This is a genomic window from Pseudomonas sp. FW305-3-2-15-E-TSA4 (assembly GCF_058787295.1).
This window is the reverse complement of sequence record NZ_JBYSZP010000004.1, coordinates 70,653-93,249: the sequence shown is the minus strand read 5'-3', so window position 1 is coordinate 93,249 and position 22,597 is coordinate 70,653. Positions and strand designations below refer to the sequence as shown.

The window sequence follows — 22,597 nt, the reverse complement described above, 5'->3', positions numbered from 1 at the left end:
CTGTACTGGATTTCCCCATGAGTTCTGTTGCTGTGTTCAGCAAGGCCTCGCCGTTCGATGCACTGCAGCGCTGGCTACCGAAACTGGTGCTGGCGCCGAGCATGTTCATTGTGCTGGTGGGCTTCTATGGCTACATCCTGTGGACGTTCGTGCTGTCGTTCACCACCTCGACGTTCCTGCCCAACTACAAGTGGGCCGGCCTGGCGCAATACGCGCGGTTGTTCGACAACGATCGCTGGTGGGTGGCGAGCAAGAACCTCGCGGTGTTCGGTGGCATGTTCATCGGCATCACCCTGGTGATCGGTGTGCTGCTGGCAGTGTTCCTCGACCAGCGCATCCGTCGCGAAGGCTTTATCCGCACCATTTACCTGTACCCGATGGCGCTCTCGATGATCGTCACCGGTACCGCGTGGAAATGGCTGCTCAACCCGGGCATGGGCCTGGACAAATTGTTGCGTGACTGGGGCTGGGAAGGCTTCCGTCTGGACTGGCTGATCGACCCGGATCGCGTGGTCTACTGCCTGGTGATCGCTGCTGTGTGGCAAGCCTCGGGCTTCATCATGGCAATGTTCCTCGCCGGCCTGCGCGGGGTCGATCAGTCGATCATCCGTGCCGCGCAGATCGATGGCGCGAGCATGCCGACCATCTACTGGAAAGTCGTGTTGCCAAGCCTGCGTCCGGTGTTCTTCAGTGCGGTGATGATCCTCGCCCACATCGCGATCAAGAGCTTCGACCTGGTCGCGGCGATGACGGCGGGTGGCCCGGGTTATTCCTCCGATCTGCCGGCGATGTTCATGTACTCCTTCACCTTCAGTCGCGGCCAGATGGGCATGGGCTCGGCCAGTGCGATTCTGATGCTCGGTGCGATTCTCGCGATCATCGTGCCTTACCTGTACTCCGAGCTGAGGACCAAGCGTAATGACTAGTCTCGCTGCCAAACCCGCTTTCAGCCTGAGTCGCGTCGCGATCTACGCGGTGCTGATCCTCGCGGTCCTGCTGTACCTGATTCCGCTGGTGGTGATGCTGCTGACCAGCTTCAAGACCCCGGAAGACATCAGCACCGGCAACCTGCTCAGTTGGCCGACCGTGGTCAGCGGCATCGGCTGGGTCAAGGCCTGGGCCACGGTTGACGGGTACTTCTGGAACTCGATCAAGATCACCGTGCCGGCCGTGGTCATCTCCACCGCCATCGGCGCGTTGAACGGCTACGTGCTGTCGTTCTGGCGCTTCCGCGGTTCGCAGCTGTTCTTCGGTCTGCTGCTGTTCGGCTGCTTCCTGCCGTTCCAGACCGTGCTGCTGCCGGCTTCGTTCACCCTCGGCAAGATGGGCCTGGCGAGCACCACCACCGGCCTGGTCTTCGTGCACGTGGTCTATGGTCTGGCGTTTACCACGCTGTTTTTCCGTAACTACTACGTGAGCATTCCCGATGCGCTGATCAAGGCTGCACGGCTGGATGGCGCGGGTTTCTTCACGATCTTCCGGCAGATCATTCTGCCGATGTCGACCCCGATCATCATGGTTTGCCTGATCTGGCAGTTCACCCAGATCTGGAACGACTTCCTGTTCGGTGTGGTGTTCTCCAGCGGTGATTCGCAACCGATCACGGTGGCGCTGAACAACCTGGTCAACACCAGCACCGGCGCCAAGGAATACAACGTTGATATGGCAGCGGCGATGATCGCCGGCCTGCCGACCCTGCTGGTCTATGTGGTCGCAGGCAAGTATTTCGTGCGCGGGCTGACGGCCGGCGCAGTCAAGGGGTAATCATGGCAACGCTCGAACTTCGCAACGTCAACAAGACCTACGGTGCCGGCCTGCCGGACACCCTGAAGAACATCGAACTGTCGATCAAGGACGGTGAGTTCCTGATTCTGGTCGGCCCGTCGGGCTGCGGCAAATCGACCCTGATGAACTGCATCGCCGGCCTCGAGACCATCACCGGTGGCGCGATCATGATCGGCGATCAGGACGTCAGCGGCATGAGCCCGAAGGATCGTGACATCGCCATGGTGTTCCAGTCCTACGCGCTGTACCCGACCATGAGCGTGCGCGAGAACATCGAGTTCGGTCTGAAAATTCGCAAGATGAGCCAGTCGGCGATCGACGAAGAAGTCGCGCGCGTGGCCAAGCTGCTGCAGATCGAACACTTGCTCAACCGCAAGCCGGGCCAGCTCTCCGGTGGTCAGCAACAGCGCGTGGCGATGGGCCGTGCGTTGGCGCGTCGGCCGAAGATCTATCTGTTCGACGAACCGCTGTCCAACCTCGACGCCAAGCTGCGCGTCGAGATGCGCACCGAAATGAAACTGATGCACCAGCGCCTGAAAACCACCACGGTCTACGTGACCCACGACCAGATCGAAGCGATGACCCTGGGCGACAAAGTGGCGGTGATGAAGGACGGGATCATTCAGCAGTTCGGCACGCCGAAAGAGATCTACAACGATCCGGCCAACCTGTTCGTGGCGAGCTTCATCGGTTCGCCGCCGATGAACTTCATTCCGCTGCGTCTGCAACGCAAGGACGGTCGTCTGCTGGCACTGCTTGACAGCGGCCAGGCGCGTTGCGAGTTGCCGATGAGCATGCAGGATGCAGGGCTGGAAGATCGCGAAGTGATCCTCGGCCTGCGCCCGGAACAGATCGTTCTGGCGAACGGCGAGGGCAATGGTCTGCCGAGCATCAAGGCCGAAGTGCAGGTCACCGAGCCGACCGGTCCGGACACCCTGGTGTTCGTCAACCTGAATGAAACCAAAGTCTGCTGCCGCCTGGCACCGGACGTGGCACCGCAGGTGGGCGAGACCCTGACCCTGCAATTCGATCCGTCGAAAGTGTTGTTGTTCGATGCCAGGACTGGCGAGCGTCTGGGCGTTGCGGGCCAGGCGCAGACCGAAGCGCGGTCTGCGAACGTGGCCCAGTTCAAGGGGCGCTGAGGAACAAATGTGGGAGCGAGCCTGCTCGCGAAAGCGGTCTGACATCCAGCATTGATGTCGCCTGATACACCGCATTCGCGAGCAGGCTCGCTCCCACAAAGGAGCACGCGGTGGATGGCCTGTATTCCATCGCAATTTATGTAAACCGCGTTGGAAAAAAACAGTTAATAACAATAAAGACGAGGATGTAGGGATGAAAAAGAAACACGTCAATGCCCGGTTGATCTGCCAAGTGTCAGCTGCGGCGGCATTGGTGCTGGCCGGTAACGCCATGGCGGCGGATGCCTTCAGCTCCGACTCGAAATGGATGACCGGTGACTGGGGTGGCGAGCGGACCAAGCTGATCGAGCAGGGTATCGACATCAAGGCTGACTACGTTGGGGAAATGGGCGCCAACCTGCATGGCGGCTATAACGACGACAAGACCGGTCGCTACAGCGATCAGTTCGGTCTGGGCGTGGCGCTGGACCTGCAAAAACTCTGGGGCTGGGACAACACTCAGGCCAAGATCCAGCTGACCAACCGTAACGGCCAGAACATCTCCAACGACCGCGTTGGCGATCCGCGTGCCGGCACTCTGTCGTCGTCGCAGGAAGTCTACGGTCGGGGCCACATGGTACGTCTGACCCAGTTGTGGATTCAGCACCAGTTCTTCGACAACAAGCTCGACGTCAAGGCCGGTTACTTCGGTGAAGGCGAAGACTTCAACACCTTCCCGTGCGACTTCCAGAACCTGGCGTTCTGCGGCTCGCAAGTGGGTAACTGGGCGACCAACATCTGGTACAACTGGCCGGTCAGCCAGGCCGCGATCCGTGTGAAGTACAACATCAACGACGAGCTCTACGCGCAGATCGGTGCTTACAACCAGAACCCGTCGCAACTGGAACACGGCAACGGCTTCAAGCTCAGCGGCAGCGGCACCAAAGGCACCGTTCTGCCAGTCGAACTGGTCTGGTCGCCGAAGGTCAACAGCCTGCCGGGCGAATACCGCGTCGGTTACTACAAGAGCACGGCTGACGCCAATGACGTCCGTGAAGACGTCAACGGCTTCGACGCTGCAACCACTGGCGACGCGTACAAGACCCACAGCAGCAAACACGGCTACTGGTTCGTCGCGCAGCAGCAACTTACCAGCCACAACGGTGATGCATCGCGCGGTCTGAACATTGCGGCCAACGCCACGTTCCACGACAAGGACACCAATTTCATCGACAACTACCAGTCGGTGATGTTTGTCTACAAGGGCCCGTTCGACGCGCGTCCTAAAGATGACGTGGGTATCGGTGCGGCGCGTATTCATGTCAACGATGACGTGAAGAAAAACGCCGAGTTCCTGAATGCGTCCAACGGTGTTTCGGACTACGACAATCCGGTGTTCTCGCCGATTCGTGAAACCGAATACAACTACGAGATCAACTACGGCTTCCACGTCACCAACTGGCTGACCGTACGTCCTAACCTGCAGTACATCACTCACCCGGGTGGTGTGGATGAAGTGGACAACGCATTGGTCGCCGGTCTGAAAATTCAGTCTACGTTCTGACGCGTCTGCGATAAGCTCCTCTCTATGTGCGCATATTTGCGGACAGCCAAGGCTGTCCGCTTTTTTTTGAGGGTGGCGCAACCCATGACAGTCGAATTCGGAACCGTAGCCAATGCATGAGCATCCGCTGCAACGCTTCTTCAAATCCCTGCGCGAGCGACCGGTGTTCGCCTGGGAGCGCTATCAGATGCGCGATGTGCTGGTGATCGACCATCCGCTGTGTCAGGCGGTGTTCAGCCGCCAGGGCGCGCAGTTGCTGCACTTTCAGCCACGCGGGCAGAAACCGTGGCTGTGGTGTGCGGCAAAGTGGCCCCACGTTGGCGCCATTCGCGGCGGCGTGCCGGTGTGCTGGCCGTGGTATGGCCGCCATCCGAGCGAAAATGCCTGGCCATCCCATGGCTGGGCACGACTGCTCGACTGGAAATTGCTCGACAGCAGCAGCGCCGAGGATGGCGTGCGACTGCACTGGCAATTGCAGTTGTGCGACTGGCAGGTTGACCTGCATGCGCACCTCGGTGAACGAATGGAATTACGCCTGAGCACCGAGCATCAGGACGACATGCCGTGCCAATTGAGCCAGGCTTTGCACGCTTACTGGCGTATTGGTGATGTCGGTGAGATAGCGCTGTCTGGGCTTGAAGGTGCGCAGGGTTATGACCAACTGAGCCGCCAGTCCTGTCAGCAGGAAGGCGAGTTGCGCGTCGATGGCGGCTGTCAGCGGGTGTTCCAGCACGACGGCGAATTACAGCTCAAGGATCACGCCTGGCAGCGCGAGTTGTGCATCGATACCGGTGATAGCGGCGATACCGTGGTCTGGCATCCTGGCTCGCGCCCCCTGTTGGGCGTGAGCTGGGATGAAGTGACGGAGTTCGTTTGTGTCGAAGCGGCGGCGGGCGGTACCGACAGCCTGCATCTGGCGCCGGGGGAGAAGGCGCATTTGAGTTTGCAGGCGTGGGCGGCGGCCTAGATTTGCGGTGAGTCGACTGGCGCCTTCGCGAGCAAGCCCGCTCCCACAGTAGATGGCATTCCAATTGAAGGAACCCGATCACCTGTGGGAGCGGGCTTGCTCGCGAAGAGGCCGGATCAATCAGCCTGAATTCTGGATCAGTTGAACTCGTCACCCACCGGATACCGGCTGGCATTCAAGCTCTCTTTGATCTTGCGCAGATGCGGCTGGAAGTCCACCCCGCGACGCAGCGTCATGCCGGTCGCCAGCACATCCAGCACCGTCAACTGAATGATCCGCGAAGTCATCGGCATATAGATGTCGGTGTCTTCCGGCAGCGGAATGTTCAGGCTCAGGGTACTGGCTTTGGCCAGCGGTGAATTCTCGGCGGTCAGGCCCAGCACCGAAGCGCCGTTCTCCCGGGCGATGCGCGCCACTTCCACCAGTTCGCGGGTGCGGCCGGTGTAGGAAATGATCACGAACAGTTCACCGGTATGCGCCACCGAAGCAATCATTCGCTGCATCAGCACATCGGCATGCGCGGTGACGGCGAGGTTGAAACGGAAGAATTTGTGCTGCGCATCCAAAGCCACAGGCGCTGAGGCACCGAGGCCGAAGAAGTGGATCTGCCGGGCCTGAATCAACAGGTCGACGGCGCGGCTGATCAGGTTCGGATCGAGCGCCTGACAAGCGCTGTCAAGCGAGGCGATGGCGCTGCCGAAAATCTTCTGCGTGTACGCCTCGGGATTGTCATCGGCCTCCACCGCGCGGCTGACATACGCCGCGCCACTGGCCAGGCTTTGCGCCAGTTGCAGCTTGAGTTCAGGGTAGCCGCTGACACCGAACGAACGGCAGAAACGGTTGACCGTCGGCTCGCTCACCGATGCGGCCTGGGCGAGGGCGGCGATGCTGAAGCGGGTGGCCTGCTGCGGGTTGAGCAGGATCACCTCGGCGACTTTGCGTTCGGCCTTGTTCAGCTCTTCAAGGCGACTCTGGATCTGTTCCAGTAAATTTCGCACGCGGTCCATATGGAATTCCTAATTCACCTGCGCAAAGGTGCGCCGGGCTATGCAAATTGGGCCTTTGATGTGGCCCGTAACGGTGGCCTATCCTACTGGTGGCTCCGACCGACCACCACTCGGAATCTGTATTTTGCGAAAATGTTGTGGTTATTACTACATTTTCCCTTGAGTGATGCCTTGAAAAAAGGTATTTGTAGCTTAACTTGATAAAAGAACAAACATCATGCCTTCGATTACGGTTGAACCGTGCACCTTTGCCTTGTTCGGCGCTCTGGGCGATCTGGCCCTGCGCAAGCTGTTTCCTGCCCTTTATCACCTCGATGGCGCCGACCTGTTGCACGAGGACACGCGCATCATCGCGCTGGCCCGTGAACCCGGCTCCGAGCAGCAGCACATGGCGTTCATCGCCGCCGAATTGCGCCGTTACGTCGGCAAAGAGCTGGACGAGGCCGTGGCCGAGCGCTTTCTGGCGCGCCTGAGCTACCTGCACGTCGACTTCCTCAAGGCTGAAGACTATGTGGCGCTGGCCGAAGCGGCCGGCAGCGCGCAACGCATGATTGCCTACTTCGCCACACCAGCAGCGGTGTACGGCGCGATCTGTGAGAACCTGGCAAAAGTCGGTCTGGCAGAAAACACCCGCGTGGTCCTGGAAAAGCCGATCGGCTCCGATCTGGAATCCTCGCGCAAGGTGAACGACGCCGTGGCGCAGTTCTTCCCGGAGAACCGCACCTATCGCATCGACCACTACCTGGGCAAAGAGACCGTCCAGAACCTGATCGCGCTGCGTTTCGCCAACAGCCTGTTCGAAACCCAGTGGAACCAGAATTACATCTCCCACGTGGAAATCACCGTGGCCGAGAAGGTCGGCATCGAAGGCCGGTGGGGCTACTTCGACAAGGCCGGCCAGCTGCGCGACATGATCCAGAATCACCTGTTGCAGCTGCTGTGCCTGATTGCGATGGACCCGCCAGCCGACCTGTCCGCCGACAGCATCCGTGACGAAAAGGTGAAAGTGCTCAAGGCCCTGGCGCCGATCAGCCCGGAAGGCCTGACCACCCAAGTGGTGCGCGGTCAGTACATCGCCGGGCACAGCGAAGGCAAGTCCGTGCCGGGCTACCTCGAAGAGCCGAATTCCAACACCCAGAGCGACACCGAAACCTTCGTCGCCCTGCGTGCCGACATCCGCAACTGGCGCTGGGCCGGCGTGCCGTTCTACCTGCGTACCGGCAAGCGCATGCCGCAAAAGCTGTCGCAGATCGTTATCCACTTCAAGGAACCGTCGCACTACATTTTCGCGCCGGAACAGCGCCTGCAGATCAGCAACAAGCTGATCATCCGTCTGCAACCGGACGAAGGCATTTCCTTGCGGGTGATGACCAAGGAGCAAGGCCTGGACAAGGGCATGCAACTGCGCAGCGGCCCGCTGCAACTGAATTTCTCCGACACCTGGCGCAGTGCGCGGATCCCCGACGCCTACGAGCGGTTGTTGCTGGAAGTGATGAACGGCAATCAGAACCTGTTTGTCCGTAAAGATGAAATCGAAGCCGCGTGGAAGTGGTGTGACCAGTTGATCGCCGGCTGGAAGAAGTCCGGTGACGCGCCCAAGCCGTATGCGGCCGGGTCGTGGGGGCCGATGAGCTCGATTGCACTGATCACGCGGGACGGGAGGTCGTGGTATGGCGATATCTGATGTGAAACTGCCCGCGGGCGTGAATGCCCACGAATTCAAGAGCCCGGTGCTGTTGGCCGAAGGTCTGGCGCTGAACGTCGCCAAGCAGTTGAGCGATGCCATCGCTGCACGCGGCAACGCGGTGCTGGTGGTCTCAGGCGGTCGCAGCCCGGTGGCGTTTTTTCAGCACCTGGCCAAGCAGGAGCTGGATTGGTCGAAGGTCGTCGTGACCCTCGCCGACGAACGCTGGGTACCGGTCGAACACGCCGACAGCAACGCCGGCCTGCTCAAGCAGTACCTGCTCAAAGGCCCGGCCGCCAAGGCGCAGCTCCTCAGCCTCTACAGCGCGGCGGCCAACGTCGAGCAGGCTGCGGAACAGGCCGACCGTCTGGTCGCGGAATTGCCGCCGATCGACGTGCTGGTGCTGGGCATGGGCGATGACGGTCACACCGCGTCGCTGTTCCCCGACAGCCCGAACCTGACTGAAGCCTTGCAGGCTGACGGCAGCCGTCGCTGCTGGCCGATGCTGGCGCCGAGTGTGCCGCGTCAACGTCTGACCATGAGCCGTGCGCTGCTGGCTTCGGCGAAGCACAAGATTCTGTCGATTTCCGGTCAGTCGAAACTGACCACTCTGAATGCCGCACTGGCATCCGACGACGTCGCGGCCATGCCGGTGCGCGCGTTTCTGCAACCTACGTTAGAGATTTACTGGTGCCCATGAGCCAAGGATCAGCCGCTATGAAAAATCCATCCCCGACCGTTTCCATGGCGGACAAAGTTGCCCTGATCGACAGCCTCTGCGCCAAGGCGCGGATCCTGCCAGTGATCACCATCGCCCGTGAACAGGACGTGCTGCCACTGGCCGACGCTCTGGCCGCCGGTGGCCTGACCGCGCTGGAAGTGACCCTGCGTTCGCAGTTCGGTCTCAAGGCGATCCAGATCCTGCGTGAGCAGCGTCCGGAACTGGTGACCGGTGCCGGCACCGTGCTTGATCGCAACATGCTTGCAGCGGCGGAAGCGGCGGGTTCGCAATTCATCGTCACCCCGGGCATCACCCGTGACCTGCTCGAAGCCAGCGTCGACAGCCCGATTCCGCTGCTGCCGGGCATCAGCAACGCCTCTGGCATCATGGAAGGCTATGGCCTGGGCTATCGCCGCTTCAAGCTGTTCCCGGCGGAAGTCAGCGGTGGCGTGGCAGCGATCAAGGCCCTCGGCGGCCCGTTCGGCGAAGTGAAATTCTGCCCGACCGGTGGCGTCGGCCCGGCCAACATCAAGAGCTACATGGCGCTGAAAAACGTCATGTGCGTGGGCGGTAGCTGGATGCTCGATCCCGAATGGATCAAGAACGGCGACTGGGCGCGCATTCAGGAATGCACCGCCGAGGCCCTGGCGCTGCTGGACTAAACGTTTTACCTGACACTTCGTTGTGTGTTCTACGGCTTTACGGTGCGCTTGGTCGGTGCACCGTTTTTTTTTGCCCGGCAAAAATACTCATGGAAACGGCGCGACACATAGTTACCGCACCGCGGGGCTCGTGCGCCGTTAATCTGCGTTCATCTTATGGAAAAGAGAACGCGTCATGGAACGAGACACTTCAACCGCATCGTCATCATCAATCTACCAGTTGGCCCCCGAGCAGATCGCCGGGCCGTACTTTCGCAATCCCAAATTGCTGCGGCGCAACATCAGCGAAGGCGCCGAAGGGCTACCCTTGCTGTTGCGCCTGAGCATTGTCGACGCGATGACCGGTCAACCGGTGAGCGGAGCATTGGTGGACATCTGGCACTGCAATGCACGAGGCGCCTATTCGGGGTGGAGCCGGATCAATCCGGATCTGGAGGTCGACTCCGATGCTATCGGCTCGGTGCCGCGCACCGACGATGACACCTATCTGCGTGGCAGCCAGTTCTGCGATCAGCAGGGGCGGGTGCGCTTCACCACCATCTATCCGGGGTTCTATGCCGGTCGGGCGCTGCACATTCATGTGGCGGTGCGCATGGTCAGCGGCAGTGAATATCTGGAGGAGCGCAACGTGGCCTGGGTCGGTCAGCTGTATTTCCCCGAAGTGGTGTCACGCGCGGTGCTCAATGCCCGTGACTATCGCGGGCGAGCCTCGACACCCTTGAACAATGCCGATGACAGCTACTACAGCAACATGCGCGGCGAAGATTCGACCCTGACCGTGTGGCCGATCGGCCGCGACTCTCACGAGGACGGTTTCTTCGGCCACCTGACCATCGGCATCGACACCTTTGCCGCCTCGTCGCAGATCAAACCCGAGGACTTCGACAAGTACACCGTGTGAACCGATCAACGCAGCTCGTTGAGTGCACGGGTCAGCAACTGCATGTCAGCCGCAGTGGTGGTCAGCCCCGGCGTGATGCGAATGCTCGGCCCGCTCGCTGCGCCGTTGCGTACCACGGTGAACAGGTTGTACTCGTTGAGCAGGCGCTCGACCATTGCCTGTTGATCGGCGTGGCGAGTGAAACGCATCGAGGTGATCCCGCAATACAGGCGCGGATCGTCCGGGGTCATCACCTCGATCCCCGGCAGGTGCCGCACCGCGCTGACCCACAGATTGCGCAGGTAATTGAGCCGTGCGCTTTTGGCCGCAGCGCCGCCGAGCGAGCGGTGCTCCTCGAGCGCCAGCGGCAGCGACATCAGCGCCGGAATGTTCGGCGTGCTGTACGGCGTGCGGGCGCGGATGTCGGTGGCCGGAAAGTGCATTTCGCCCATGTCCGGATCGATGTCGGCCAGGCGCTGCGGGGCGATGTACAGAAAGCCCAGGGTCAATGGCGCGCCAATCCACTTGTGCAGGTTGAAACCGGCGAAGGCGATGCCCATCGCTTCCAGATTGAACTCGATCTGGCCAAGGGCGTGAGCGCCGTCGAGGATGATGTCCACGCCATGCTGTTTCGCCAGCTCGGCGATGGCCTGCACCGGCATCACCAGACCGGTGCGGTGGGTAACATGGGTCAGGGCCATCAGTTTGAGTTTCGGATAGCGGATGAAGGCTTCGCGGTAACTGTCCAGCAGGCTGTCGAAACTGGCCGGGTGAGTGTGGTTGATCTCGATCACGTCGACGCCGCGATAGCGTGACAGCCAGCGCATGGCACCTTTGACCGTGTCGTATTCCAGGTCGCTGATCAGCACCTGATCGCCCGGAAGCAGGCGATTGTAATTGCGGATCAGCGATTGCAGCGCATCACTGGCGTTGCGGGTGAAGGCCACGCTCTGCGCGCGCACACCGATGGTCTCGGCCAGTTGCGCACGGATCTCCAGGCTGTCGTGCTGTTCGAAACGCTGGCGCACGTACACCGAGTTGCTGGTGTTGATCAGCTCGATATTGCGCTGATAGTCCTCGATCACTGTGCGCGACATGCGCCCGAAGTAACCGTTCTCCAAGTTCAGCGGGCCGGTTTGCGCTTCGTAACGATCGGCGAAGGTTTGCCAGAACGCTTCGTCACGGGCACGGCGGGTGTTATCAGGCATGGTCGAGGCTCTAGGGAGGAGGGCGCTTCAGTGGCGCGGGGCAGGTTTGCCGTGTTTGGCGCGTAGTGGTTCGAGCAGATCCGACAGGCCGTTATGGTCGATTTCCTGCATCAGCGCCAGCAGTCCGCCGAGTTCGCCGTGGGGAAAGCCTTCGCGGGCAAACCAGTTGAGGTAAGGCCCCGGCAGGTCGGCAATGATCCGGCCCTTGTACTTGCCGAAGGGCATTTCACGGGTGATCAACAGCTCAAGCTTTTCAGGATTCATCAGTGGCAATCATCTGGATTCAATCAGTCAGGAAAATACAGGCATTCTGCATGCAGGCCAAATGACAGATCATGCAAATAACCGTGATACAGATAGTTCAAATATCTTTAACTTATTGAAATATAACGATTTATTTTTGAATGAAAAGCTGGCACGCACACTGCAATAACCCTTGCATCTTCAACCAACCGCAAGGAATTGAAAAAATGACTGACATGAATAAAGAAGCGATCTCTGTACTCAACGACCTGATCGAAACCTGCAAGGACGGCCAGGAAGGGTTCAAGACTTGCGCTGAAGACATCAAGCATCCAGAACTCAAAACCCTGTTCGTGACCCGTTCTGCCGATTGCGCGACTGCTGCCGCTGAACTGCAGGCTGAAGTGCGTAAACTGGGCGGTGATCCGGAAACCTCTACCAGCGTCAGCGGTGACCTGCACCGTCGCTGGGTCGACGTCAAAGCCATGTTCACTGGCAAGGACGAAGAGGCTGTGCTGAACGAAGCCGAGCGCGGTGAAGACCACGCCCTGAAGGCTTATCGTGAAGCCATCGAGAAAATCAACAAGCACGGCCTGGTCGGTATTCGTGACCTGGTTGAGCGTCAGTACCACGGCGTACAACGCAATCACGACCAGGTGAAAGCCCTGCGTAACCAGGCTCGCGCTCGTTCGTAAGCCACGCTAAAAAACTGTGGGAGCGGGCTTGCTCGCGAAGCGGTGTGTCATGCAACGATGCTGTTGCTGACACGACCCCTTCGCGAGCAAGCCCGCTCCCACTTTTGTTTTGTGTACCTGATGATCAGCCGATGCTGATCGCCGGCAGCGTCGGCAAGGTCACGGTCTGCTGCTTGCGCGGTGCCAGAATTTCGGCCTCGCCATCCACCACCAGCTCATCGCGCTGGTTGAACACGCGAGTGGCGATGCGCACGCGAAACTTCGGCAGCTTCTCGAGGATTTCCAGGCGCACGGTCAGGGTATCGCCGATCTTCACCGGCTTCTGAAAGCTCATCTGCTGACCGATGTAGATGGTGCCCGGCCCAGGCAGCTCGCACGCTACGGCCGCGCTGATCAGTGCACCGCTGAACATGCCGTGGGCGATGCGTTCCTTGAACATGCTGGCGGCGGCGAACTCGGCATCCAGGTGCACCGGGTTGTGGTCGCCCGACATCGCGGCGAACAGCTGAATGTCGCGCTCTTCGACAGTCTTGCTGTAGCTGGCGGTCTGGCCGACTTCGAGGGCTTCGTAAGGGATGTTGGTAACCTGGGTCATCGGTCTTGATTCCTGTGACGGATTAAAGTGAATCCACAAAATTATTCGCTTCGATGGGGGCGGCGATGGCTCAGCGCCTGGTCGATCCAGGTCAGCACATCGGCAACCACTTCGTCGCGATTGGTTTCATTGAACAATTCGTGCCGCGCCTGCGGGTAGATCTTCAGTTGCAGGTTCTGGCTGCCGGCCGAGCGCAACGCTTCGGCCAGATCTGTCAGACGCTTGCCTTCGCTCACCGGATCACATTCACCGCCGATCACCAGCAGCGGCAGGCCCGGGTCGATCTGGGCGAGATTGGACGCTTTGCTGATCTGCTGCAAGCCGCCGAGCAAGTCGATCCACAATTGATTGGTGCAGCGGAAGCCGCACAACGGGTCGTTGGCATACAGATCGACCTCGACCGGGTCGCGGCTCAGCCAGTCGAACGGCGTGCGCGCCGGTTTGAATTTTTTGTTGAACGAGCCGAACGACAACCACTCGATCAGCGCACTGCGGCCCTTGCCACCCTGACGCAGTTTTTCGAAACGGGCGATTTGTCGCGCCGCGCCGTAAAGCGCCACCGGCTGGAAGTTCGAACCGCTGAGAATCGCCCCATGCAGGCTGGCGCTGTGATGCAGCAGGTAACCCTGAGCGAGGTAGCTGCCCATGCTGTGCCCGAGCAGGATGATTGGCACGTCGGGATGCTGCTGGCCGATGTGCTGATTGAGGCTGGCCAGATCGCCGATCACCTTGCACCAGCCGTCGTCATCGGCGAAATGCCCGAGCGTCCCGTGTTCGGCGGTTTTGCCATGGCCGCGCAGATCCGGGGCGTACACACCGTAGCCTTGTTCACAGAACGCATTCGCCAGCCGCTCGTAGCGCGCGCTGTGTTCGGCCATGCCGTGGGCCAGCAGGATCAGCGCTTTCAAGGGCGCAGCCGGCAACCACTGGTTGACGAACAGGCGGCTGCGGTCACTCGCGTCCAGCCAAAAGCCTCGGTGGATCATGGCAATTCCTTTTTATCGAGCGGTATCGGCCCGCAGTCGTTGCATTGTATAGCGCGTCCGATCAGCTCACGCCACGGCAGGAAGATTCATACGATCAATGTCGCCATCGCCCATATTTGCCTCAATGGCCATAACTGCTAGTGTCCGTGAAGCTCCGCTTTTTGCTTTGTGCCCTCAGGGATCAGCGCGAAACCACAGAAAAGCGGCTCCCGGATCGATTCAGGTAAAGAGGACAAGAACAATGCAACCTGATTTCTGGAATGACAAACGCCCCGCCGGCGTACCACTGGACATCGACATGGGCGAGTTCAAGTCGGTGATCGAGGTGTTTGAGCGTTCCTGCAAGAAATTCGCGGACCGTCCGGCCTTCAGCAATATGGGCGTGACCCTGACCTACGCTGAACTCGAGCGCTACAGCGCGGCGTTCGCCGGTTACCTGCAAGCCCACACCGATCTGGTGCCGGGGGATCGCATCGCGGTGCAGATGCCCAACGTGCTGCAATATCCGATTGCCGTGTTCGGTGCCTTGCGCGCCGGGCTGATCGTGGTCAACACCAACCCGCTGTACACCGCGCGCGAGATGCGCCACCAGTTCAAGGATTCCGGTGCCCGCGCGCTGGTGTACCTGAACATGTTCGGGCAGAAGGTCCAGGAAGTGCTGCCGGACACTGACATCCAGTACCTGATCGAAGCGAAGATGGGCGACATGATGCCCACCGCCAAGGGCTGGCTGATCAACACCGTGGTCAGCAAAGTGAAGAAAATGGTCCCGGACTATTCGCTGCCGCAGGCGATTTCGTTCAAGAGTGCGCTGCGCCTGGGCCGTGGTCTGGGGATCAAGCCGTTGAAGGTCGGTCTCGACGACATCGCCGTGTTGCAATACACCGGCGGCACCACCGGCCTGGCCAAGGGCGCGATGCTGACCCACGGCAACCTCGTGGCCAACATGCAGCAGGTGCGCGCGTGTCTTGCGCAATTGGGGCCTGACGGTCAGCCGCTGCTGCGCGAAGGGCAGGAGGTGATGGTGGCGCCACTGCCGCTGTACCACATCTATGCCTTCACCGCGAATTGCATGTGCATGATGGTATCGGGCAACCACAACGTGCTGATCACCAATCCGCGCGACATCGCAGGCTTCATCAAAGAGCTGAAGAACTGGCGCTTCTCGGCGTTGCTCGGACTGAATACGTTGTTCGTCGCGCTGATGGAGCACCCGGACTTCAAGACCCTGGATTTCTCCAGTCTCAAGCTGACCAACTCCGGCGGTACTGCGCTGGTCAAGGCCACCGCCGAGCGCTGGGAGCAGATCACCGGTTGCCGCATCACCGAAGGTTACGGCCTCACGGAAACGTCGCCGGTGGCCTGCACTAACCCGTATGGCGACAAGTCGCGTCTGGGCACGGTCGGTCTGCCGGTGCCGGGTACGCTGCTGAAGGTCATCGATGACGAGGGTGTCGAGCAGCCGATGGGCGAGCGCGGCGAGTTGTGCATCAAGGGCCCGCAGATCATGAAAGGCTACTGGCACAAACCCGAGGCCACCGCCGAAGTGCTGGATGCCGAGGGCTGGTTCAAGTCCGGTGATATCGCGGTGATCGACCCGGACGGCTTCGTACGCATCGTCGATCGCAAGAAGGACATGATCATCGTCTCCGGTTTCAACGTGTACCCCAACGAGATCGAAGACGTGGTGATGGCCCACCCGAAAGTCGCCAACTGCGCGGTGATCGGCGTGCCGGACGAGCGTTCGGGCGAAGCGGTGAAGCTGTTTGTGGTGGCGCGGGAAACCGGGGTCAGCCTCGAAGAACTGAAGGCGTACTGCAAAGAGAATTTCACCGCTTACAAGGTGCCGAAACACATCGTGCTGCGTGAGTCATTGCCGATGACGCCGGTCGGGAAGATTCTGCGGCGGGAGTTGCGCGATATCGCCTGATCGGTGAATGGCCGCGCGTGGCGCGGATCGCGGGCAAGCCACGCTCCCACAGGGATCTCCATCAACCTTGTGGGAGCGGGCTTGCCCGCGATGCTTTTTTGGGGGGGAAGGCCCGGAAAACCGGGGCTTTCAGGGTGTTATAGGATTTTTGCTCTAAAATGACTGCTGGAAAGTCTTGAGTCACTAAAGTGACCATGGAGGCCGCTTTTGGCTCTAGTCGGCCCTCGGCAAAGCTGCTACTCTCGGCGCGCTTTGTGACTTCTCGGCCTGTAGAAAAGCCAGATTCACCAATACAAAACACACACCAATAATAATCGCATCAAATGCGGTGAAGAATTCGCGTTGCTGAGGAGTGGGCTTCCATGATCGAAGACTTTTGGAAGGATAAATACCCGGCTGGAATTGCTGCCGACATCAATCCAGACGAGTACCCGAATATTCAGGCAGTGTTGAAGCAATCCTGCCAACGCTTCGCCAACAAGCCGGCTTTCAGCAACCTGGGCAAGACAATCACCTACGGTGAACTGTACGAATTGTCCGGTGCGTTTGCCGCGTATCTGCAACAGCATACCGACTTGCAGCCCGGTGATCGAATCGCCGTGCAACTGCCCAACGTTCTGCAGTACCCGGTGGCCGTCTTCGGTGCGATCCGCGCCGGGCTGATCGTGGTCAACACCAACCCGCTGTACACCGCGCGGGAAATGGAACACCAATTCAACGACTCCGGCGCCAAAGCCCTGGTCTGCCTGGCCAACATGGCGCACCTGGCGGAAGCCGTGGTGCCGAAGACCGGCGTCAAGCACGTCATCGTCACCGAAGTCGCCGACCTGCTGCCGCCGGTCAAGCGCCTGCTGATCAACAGCGTGATCAAGTACGTGAAGAAGATGGTCCCGGCTTATCACCTGCCCAAAGCCGTCAAGTTCAACGACGTGCTGAGCAAGGGCCAGGGTCAGCCGGTGGCCGAAGCCAATCCGCACAGCAGCGATGTCGCGGTGTTGCAGTACACCGGCGGCACCACCGGCGTGGCCAAAGGCGCGATGCTGACCCATCGCAACCTCGTCGCCAACATGCTGCAGTGCAAGGCGCTGATGGGCTCCAACCTCAATGAAGGTTGCGAGATCCTGATCACCCCTCTGCCGCTGTACCACATCTATGCGTTCACCTTTCATTGCATGGCGATGATGCTGATCGGCAACCACAACATCCTGATCAGCAACCCGCGCGACCTGCCGGCGATGGTCAAGGAACTGTCGAAGTGGAAGTTCAGCGGTTTTGTCGGCCTGAACACGCTGTTCGTCGCGCTGTGCAACAACGAAGGTTTCCGCAAGCTGGATTTCTCCAATCTGAAAGTCACCCTGTCCGGCGGCATGGCCCTGCAACTGGCCGCCGCCGAGCGCTGGAAAGCAGTGACCGGTTGCTCGATCTGCGAAGGTTACGGCATGACCGAAACCAGCCCGGTGGCCACGGTCAACCCGATCCAGAACATCCAGATCGGCACCATCGGTATTCCGGTGCCGTCGACCCTGTGCAAAGTCATTGACGATGCCGGTGTCGAGCAGCCTATGGGCGAAATCGGCGAGCTGTGCGTCAAGGGCCCGCAAGTGATGAAGGGCTACTGGCAGCGTCAGGAAGCCACCGACGAGATCCTCGACAGCGAAGGCTGGCTGAAGACCGGCGACATCGCGCTGATCCAGCCCGATGGCTACATGCGCATTGTCGATCGCAAGAAAGACATGATCCTGGTATCCGGTTTCAACGTTTACCCGAACGAACTGGAAGACGTGCTGGCGACCCTGCCGGGCGTATTGCAGTGCGCGGCCATCGGCGTGCCGGATGAGAAGTCGGGCGAGGCGATCAAGATCTTCATCGTGGCCAAGCCGGGCGTGACCCTGACCAAGGAAACCGTGATGGAGCACATGCGCGCCAACGTCACCGGTTACAAGGTGCCGCGTTCGGTGGAGTTCCGCGATGCGCTGCCGACCACCAACGTCGGCAAGATCCTGCGTCGTGAGTTGCGTGATGAAGAGCTGAAGAAGATCAAGGCCAAGTCCGCCGCCTGAAGCAAAAAGCCCCGCAGATGCGGGGCTTTTTGTTGGAGTAGGTGGTGGATCTGTAGTGACTGTGATGCCGCCTTCGCGAGCAAGCCCGCTCCCACATTCAACCGCGTTCCTCCAGTTGGAATACAGTCAAATGTGGGAGCGGGCTTGCTCGCGAAGCTTTTCGGTTACTGCCGGAACGGCGCGAAATTCACATTGGTTCCCGCCGGACGCATGTCCTGCAGATACGAATCCTTGTCTGCACTCAATTCCAGGCTCAACGCCGCCTTGCGCTTGCCTTCGTTGCGAATCACCAGGCCTTCGAGCTTTTCCCGCAGGAACACGGTCGGCACTTTCAGGTGCAGCAGTTCGTCGGTGGCCGGGGTGTGCATCAGCAGGTGAATCCACTCGTACTGACCGACGGCGAGGCGCGTCACCGGCAGGTCGAACCACCAGATGTTGCGGTTGCGGTTCAATTCGGCGAAGTGGCAGTTGTTGGTGCCGAGCACAGCGCCGCCCAGTTCCTGGTTGCGACGGGCAATGGCCTGCTTTTTATCGAGTTTCATAACATTCCTGCGGGATCTGATCGTTGGCGCACGGCGCCCATAGGTGCGCATTCTCGGGGCTTGCGGGGCAAACATAAAGCCCAACCTGCATGGCACGACGAAATGAAGGGCAAAAATAAATGAAACTCGTGGCAAACCCGGCCAGTCAATCATTACGTACTGACTTTTCCCCTTCAATGCACCAAGGAGAAACACCATGAGTAGCACTGGCGATAAAGTAAAAGGCATGGCTAACGAAGCAGTCGGCAACGTCAAGCAAGGCGTCGGCAAAGCAACCGACAACACCAAGCTGCAAGCCGAAGGCAAACTGCAAGAGAAAAAAGGCGAAGCCCAGCAAGCTGTCGGCAAAGCCAAAGACGCCATCAAGAAAGGTGTCGACAAGGCGTAATTCCGCCTTGAACGAAACACACGAGCGGCCATCCAAGGATGGCCGTTTTTGTGTCAAAAACCGACAGCCATCCACGAAGGTCGCCAAGTAGGCTACCGTGATGTAGAAAACGGCCCCTGAGTCGCCACGACTTCAACCTGTAATGCGGCGAAAGGAGACGCGAATGATTTTTCCAGACATGAAAGGTCTGCCACTGCACCGGGTGATGGTGCGCACGGTCACTGAATTCGTCGACGACGAGATGTCGACCTACGCCTCGGCACTGGCCTACCAGATGCTGTTCTCGCTGTTCCCGTTCATTCTGTTCCTGATTGCCCTGATCGGTTTCCTGCACCTGCCGGACTTCTTCACCTGGTTGCGCCTGCAGTCGGAACTGGTGCTGCCACCGCAGGCGCTGGAACAGGTCAACCCGGTGATCGATCAATTGCAGCAGTCCAAGGGCGGCTTGCTTTCGGTCGGTATCGTCATCGCCCTGTACACCGCATCTGCCGGTGTGCGCTTGATGATGAGTGCGATGAACGCCGCTTACGACGTGGTCGAGGGCCGGCCGATCTGGAAGCGTTTTCCGCTGTCGGTGTTCTACACCGTCGGCATTGCCGGCATGTTGCTGGTGGCGGCCGCACTGATGGTGCTCGGGCCGCAAGTGATGGGCTGGATTGCCGCGCAGGTAGGGCTGGAAGACTTCATCGTCACCGTGTGGACGATTGCGCGCTGGCCGGTGATCGTGATCCTTATGATGGTCGCGGTGGCGCTGATCTATTACGTGATGCCCGACGTCAAACAGGAATTCCGTTTCATCACCCCCGGCTCGGTACTCGCCGTGGTGGTGTGGATCATCGCCTCACTGGGCTTTGCGTTCTACGTCAAAACCTTCGCCAACTACAACGCGATGTATGGCAGCATCGGGGCGATCATCGTGCTGTTGCTGTATTTCTACATTTCCTCGGCGGTGCTGCTGCTCGGCGCCGAGATGAATGCGGTGATCGAACACATGTCCAGCGAGGGCAAGGACGAGGGCGAGAAAGTCCCCGGCGAACTCGATGAACATCCCAAACAACATGTCTCTGGCCTGGGGCGCGACCACTCGCTCAAGCCGGACACTGACGAAGCCCGACCATGATCCGTGAAATCCTCAAAATGGGCGACGAACGCCTGCTGCGCATTGCTCCACCGGTGCCGCCGGAAATGTTCGACAGCCCCGAGCTGTGGCAACTGATCGATGACATGTTCCAGACCATGGAAAGCGTCGGTGGCGTCGGCCTGGCTGCGCCGCAGATCGGCGTCGACCTGCAACTGGTGATCTTCGGTTTCGAGCACAGCGAACGTTATCCGGACGCCGAAGCGGTGCCGCAGACGATCCTGATCAATCCGCTGATCACGCCGCTGAGTCCGCTGACCGAGGAGGGCTTTGAGGGCTGTCTGTCGGTGCCCGGCCTGCGCGGTGCGGTGGATCGTTATCAGCAGATTCGCTACGAAGGCTTTGATCCCAAGGGCGAGCCGATCGTACGCGTGGCGTCAGGCTTCCATGCGCGGGTAGTGCAGCACGAGTGCGATCATCTGATCGGCCGCTTGTATCCGTCGCGGATTACCGATTTCAGCAAGTTCGGCTTTACCGAAGTGATGTTCCCGGATCTCGATCCAACGGCTGACGATTGATCCTGAGACTACCTTCACTTTCCAATGTGGGAGCGAGCCTGCTCGCGAATGTGCTCGATCAGTGATCAATTTGGTGACTGACACACCGTTTTCGCGAGCAGGCTCGCTCCCACAAGGGTATCTGTGATCTTAGATTGAATGTGGTTCCAGCCCCATCGCAATCATCGGCTTGCTCCGCGCATACCGGCTCAACCGCTCGGCCAGTGCGTAGGGCAGGGCGGGATCGAAACTGAAACCGCGCCGCTCGTAAAACCCGCGCAAGTCCGGATGACAGAACAGCCACACCGGCTCCTGCAAATCCTTCACCGCCGCCGTGATCAACTCTCCGGCGATCCCTTGCTCACGGCAACCCGGATCAACAAACAATCCGCTCAACCAGTACCCGCCCGCCACCGGCCGCAAGCACAATGCGGCAACGATGTCCTCTCGACGGGCCACCCATAACTGCGCATCGCGCACCGCCTTCATCGACGATTGGTGGCGGCGGTAAAACTTGTTCATCAACGGCCACAAAGGCTCGTCGAGCAGGACGTATCGGGTATCGGGCATGGGATCGGACTGGCGGCGGGCAAAGCGCCGATTATAAAAGAACGCGCGCCGCGCGATAGGTGTATACCTGAGCCTATATCCCTGTGAGTGGAGTACGCATCATGTCCAAAGGTATGGATTCAAAGAAAGCCGCGAAGAAGAAACCGGTGAAGACGGCGATTGAAAAGCGTGCAGAGAAGAAAGCCAAGAAGGTCGATATTTTCGGTCATTGATCACGTCCTTCGGGAGCCCGTCCCCCGGGCTCCCGTTTCAGCGCAAAAATAATCTGCAAGATTGCTCGGCTTCGTTGCACAGAAGGGGAAGATTCCCGTTCCGAGCCACGCCATGCCGAATTACTTCGACGCCGACCATCGCCAGCAGATCGAAACCCTGCGCCAGCGCTTCACCGCTCGCACCGAATGGCCGACCTGGCTGCTGCTGATCGGCGTGTATGGCGGCTGGTTCGCAATCATCCTCAACAGCCACTGGCTCGGTCGCGGCTTGAGCACATTGCTGCTCATTCCGCTGCTGGTGCTGTGGTTGTCAGTGCAGCATGAATTGCTGCATGGGCACCCGACCCGCTCGGTGCTTTTCAATAAAATCCTCGGCTACGCACCTTTTGCGGTGTGGTACCCGTATACCTTGTATCGCGACAGCCACCTGCTGCATCACCGCGATGAACACCTGACTGTGCCCGGTATCGATCCGGAAAGCCGTTATCTGACGGCCGCGCGTTGGCAGGGCAGTTCCTTGTTCGAACGCAGCCTGCACTGGCTGAATAAAACCGTAATCGGCCGCTTCATCATTGGTGCGCCGCTGGGATTGATCGCACTGGCTGCCGAAGAACTGCAACGCCTGAAAAACCGCGAGCGTCAGGCCTGGTCGATGTGGCTGACCCACGGTGCGTTCAGCGTGTTGATGCTGTGGTTTATCGCGCGCTTCAGCGTGTTGCCGGTCTGGCATTACCTGCTGCTGATCAGTGTGCCGGCACTGTCGATCGCGATGATCCGCTCCTACTATGAACACCGCCCGCACGTTCAGCCGGAGCAGCGCACCGTGCTTAACGAAGCCGGCTGGCCGTGGCGCTGGCTGTTTCTGAATCTGAATTTTCATCTGGTGCATCACGACCTGCCGGGGCTGGCGTGGTATGACTTGCCGGCGGCCTACCGGATGCGCCGCGAACAATGGGTAGCGCGCAGTGGCGGGTTTCTGGTGCAGGGTTATGGGCAGTTGTGGCGGCAGCACGGTTTGAAGCCGATCGACAGTCCGCAACATCCTTACCACTAACCTCAAAAACACCACAAAACCCCTGTGGGAGCGGGCTTGCTCGCGAAAGCGGTAGAACAGTGACATGTCTGGTGTCTGACACACCGCT

The 22,597-nt window shown here is 59.7% G+C and carries 23 protein-coding genes; 16 read left to right on the top strand and 7 right to left on the bottom strand.

What is annotated here, in order from left to right; all coding sequences use genetic code 11:
- Positions 1-17: 17 nt before the first annotated feature.
- From AC3WMV_RS06655 to AC3WMV_RS06635, 5 genes are all read left to right on the top strand, one after another.
- A complete protein-coding gene (locus tag AC3WMV_RS06655; RefSeq protein ID WP_007917874.1) occupies positions 18-926 on the top strand; it encodes a carbohydrate ABC transporter permease in 909 nt (302 codons plus the stop codon).
- Complete coding sequence (locus tag AC3WMV_RS06650; protein WP_007969317.1) at positions 919-1,764, top strand: carbohydrate ABC transporter permease; 846 nt, start codon at positions 919-921, stop codon at positions 1,762-1,764. The genes AC3WMV_RS06655 and AC3WMV_RS06650 overlap by 8 nt, the downstream gene beginning before the upstream one ends.
- A gap of 2 nt (positions 1,765-1,766) precedes the next feature.
- Complete coding sequence (locus AC3WMV_RS06645; RefSeq protein ID WP_103369644.1) at positions 1,767-2,927, top strand: ABC transporter ATP-binding protein; 1,161 nt, start codon at positions 1,767-1,769, stop codon at positions 2,925-2,927.
- Between the two features lie 193 nt (positions 2,928-3,120).
- Positions 3,121-4,470, top strand: a complete 1,350-nt coding sequence (locus tag AC3WMV_RS06640) for a carbohydrate porin (protein ID WP_027612565.1) — start codon at positions 3,121-3,123, stop codon at positions 4,468-4,470.
- Positions 4,471-4,582: 112 nt separating this feature from the next.
- Entirely contained in the window at positions 4,583-5,437 is an 855-nt protein-coding gene (locus AC3WMV_RS06635; RefSeq protein ID WP_007969321.1) for a D-hexose-6-phosphate mutarotase, read from the top strand.
- Positions 5,438-5,574: 137 nt separating this feature from the next.
- Here the strand turns inward: AC3WMV_RS06635 and AC3WMV_RS06630 are convergent, their stop codons facing one another.
- On the bottom strand, positions 5,575-6,435 hold the full coding sequence (locus tag AC3WMV_RS06630; protein WP_169842436.1) for a MurR/RpiR family transcriptional regulator: 861 nt from the start codon (positions 6,433-6,435) through the stop codon (positions 5,575-5,577).
- A 226-nt stretch (positions 6,436-6,661) separates the two neighbouring features.
- Here AC3WMV_RS06630 and zwf point away from each other — a divergent pair, with 226 nt between their 5' ends.
- From zwf to AC3WMV_RS06610, 4 genes are all read left to right on the top strand, one after another.
- The gene (gene zwf / locus AC3WMV_RS06625) at positions 6,662-8,128 is read left to right on the top strand and encodes a glucose-6-phosphate dehydrogenase (RefSeq protein ID WP_097085913.1); all 1,467 of its coding nucleotides are present in this window, start codon (positions 6,662-6,664) and stop codon (positions 8,126-8,128) included.
- Positions 8,115-8,828 (top strand): 6-phosphogluconolactonase, encoded by a 714-nt coding sequence (pgl, locus tag AC3WMV_RS06620; protein ID WP_103369643.1) that lies wholly within the window; start codon positions 8,115-8,117, stop codon positions 8,826-8,828. The genes zwf and pgl overlap by 14 nt, the downstream gene beginning before the upstream one ends.
- Positions 8,829-8,845: 17 nt before the next feature.
- On the top strand, positions 8,846-9,511 hold the full coding sequence (locus AC3WMV_RS06615) for a bifunctional 4-hydroxy-2-oxoglutarate aldolase/2-dehydro-3-deoxy-phosphogluconate aldolase (RefSeq protein WP_003227433.1): 666 nt from the start codon (positions 8,846-8,848) through the stop codon (positions 9,509-9,511).
- A 175-nt stretch (positions 9,512-9,686) separates the two neighbouring features.
- Positions 9,687-10,412 carry an intradiol ring-cleavage dioxygenase gene (locus AC3WMV_RS06610; protein WP_027612569.1) on the top strand — a complete coding sequence of 242 codons (726 nt, stop codon included), beginning with the start codon at positions 9,687-9,689 and terminating at the stop codon, positions 10,410-10,412.
- Between the two features lie 5 nt (positions 10,413-10,417).
- On the opposite strand, the gene AC3WMV_RS06605 is transcribed toward AC3WMV_RS06610, so the two are convergent.
- The gene (locus AC3WMV_RS06605; protein ID WP_027612570.1) at positions 10,418-11,599 is read right to left on the bottom strand and encodes an aminotransferase class V-fold PLP-dependent enzyme; all 1,182 of its coding nucleotides are present in this window, start codon (positions 11,597-11,599) and stop codon (positions 10,418-10,420) included.
- Positions 11,600-11,626: 27 nt separating this feature from the next.
- On the bottom strand, positions 11,627-11,863 hold the full coding sequence (locus AC3WMV_RS06600) for a DUF3820 family protein (RefSeq protein WP_003227425.1): 237 nt from the start codon (positions 11,861-11,863) through the stop codon (positions 11,627-11,629).
- A gap of 206 nt (positions 11,864-12,069) precedes the next feature.
- On the opposite strand from AC3WMV_RS06600, the gene AC3WMV_RS06595 reads away from it, so the two are divergent.
- The gene (locus AC3WMV_RS06595; RefSeq protein WP_003227422.1) at positions 12,070-12,537 is read left to right on the top strand and encodes a ferritin-like domain-containing protein; all 468 of its coding nucleotides are present in this window, start codon (positions 12,070-12,072) and stop codon (positions 12,535-12,537) included.
- Positions 12,538-12,661: 124 nt separating this feature from the next.
- Here the strand turns inward: AC3WMV_RS06595 and AC3WMV_RS06590 are convergent, their stop codons facing one another.
- Together AC3WMV_RS06590 and AC3WMV_RS06585 are read right to left on the bottom strand one after the other, a co-directional pair.
- On the bottom strand, positions 12,662-13,132 hold the full coding sequence (locus AC3WMV_RS06590; RefSeq protein WP_003227420.1) for a MaoC family dehydratase: 471 nt from the start codon (positions 13,130-13,132) through the stop codon (positions 12,662-12,664).
- A 41-nt stretch (positions 13,133-13,173) separates the two neighbouring features.
- Positions 13,174-14,118, bottom strand: coding sequence for an alpha/beta hydrolase (locus tag AC3WMV_RS06585; protein WP_103369642.1), 945 nt, complete (start codon positions 14,116-14,118; stop codon positions 13,174-13,176).
- 241 nt (positions 14,119-14,359) lie between these two features.
- Between AC3WMV_RS06585 and fadD2 the strand changes: the two genes are divergently transcribed.
- Positions 14,360-16,048, top strand: a complete 1,689-nt coding sequence (gene fadD2, locus AC3WMV_RS06580) for a long-chain-fatty-acid--CoA ligase FadD2 (RefSeq protein ID WP_103369641.1) — start codon at positions 14,360-14,362, stop codon at positions 16,046-16,048.
- 362 nt (positions 16,049-16,410) lie between these two features.
- Positions 16,411-18,108 carry a long-chain-fatty-acid--CoA ligase FadD1 gene (gene fadD1 / locus AC3WMV_RS06575; RefSeq protein ID WP_003227414.1) on the top strand — a complete coding sequence of 566 codons (1,698 nt, stop codon included), beginning with the start codon at positions 16,411-16,413 and terminating at the stop codon, positions 18,106-18,108.
- A 164-nt stretch (positions 18,109-18,272) separates the two neighbouring features.
- Here the strand turns inward: fadD1 and AC3WMV_RS06570 are convergent, their stop codons facing one another.
- Positions 18,273-18,650: a hypothetical protein gene (locus tag AC3WMV_RS06570; RefSeq protein ID WP_007969330.1), complete on the bottom strand. Its 378-nt coding sequence runs from the start codon at positions 18,648-18,650 to the stop codon at positions 18,273-18,275.
- Between the two features lie 196 nt (positions 18,651-18,846).
- Here AC3WMV_RS06570 and AC3WMV_RS06565 point away from each other — a divergent pair, with 196 nt between their 5' ends.
- From AC3WMV_RS06565 to def, 3 genes are all read left to right on the top strand, one after another.
- Complete coding sequence (locus tag AC3WMV_RS06565; RefSeq protein WP_027612573.1) at positions 18,847-19,038, top strand: CsbD family protein; 192 nt, start codon at positions 18,847-18,849, stop codon at positions 19,036-19,038.
- Between the two features lie 163 nt (positions 19,039-19,201).
- The gene (locus AC3WMV_RS06560; protein ID WP_096795060.1) at positions 19,202-20,158 is read left to right on the top strand and encodes a YihY/virulence factor BrkB family protein; all 957 of its coding nucleotides are present in this window, start codon (positions 19,202-19,204) and stop codon (positions 20,156-20,158) included.
- Entirely contained in the window at positions 20,155-20,694 is a 540-nt protein-coding gene (gene def, locus AC3WMV_RS06555; protein ID WP_003227403.1) for a peptide deformylase, read from the top strand. The genes AC3WMV_RS06560 and def overlap by 4 nt, the downstream gene beginning before the upstream one ends.
- A gap of 129 nt (positions 20,695-20,823) precedes the next feature.
- Here def and AC3WMV_RS06550 read toward each other — a convergent pair whose 3' ends face one another.
- Positions 20,824-21,243 carry a GNAT family N-acetyltransferase gene (locus tag AC3WMV_RS06550; protein WP_103369640.1) on the bottom strand — a complete coding sequence of 140 codons (420 nt, stop codon included), beginning with the start codon at positions 21,241-21,243 and terminating at the stop codon, positions 20,824-20,826.
- A gap of 324 nt (positions 21,244-21,567) precedes the next feature.
- Between AC3WMV_RS06550 and AC3WMV_RS06545 the strand changes: the two genes are divergently transcribed.
- Complete coding sequence (locus AC3WMV_RS06545) at positions 21,568-22,509, top strand: fatty acid desaturase (RefSeq protein WP_096795058.1); 942 nt, start codon at positions 21,568-21,570, stop codon at positions 22,507-22,509.
- The last annotated feature ends 88 nt before the right edge of the window (positions 22,510-22,597 follow it).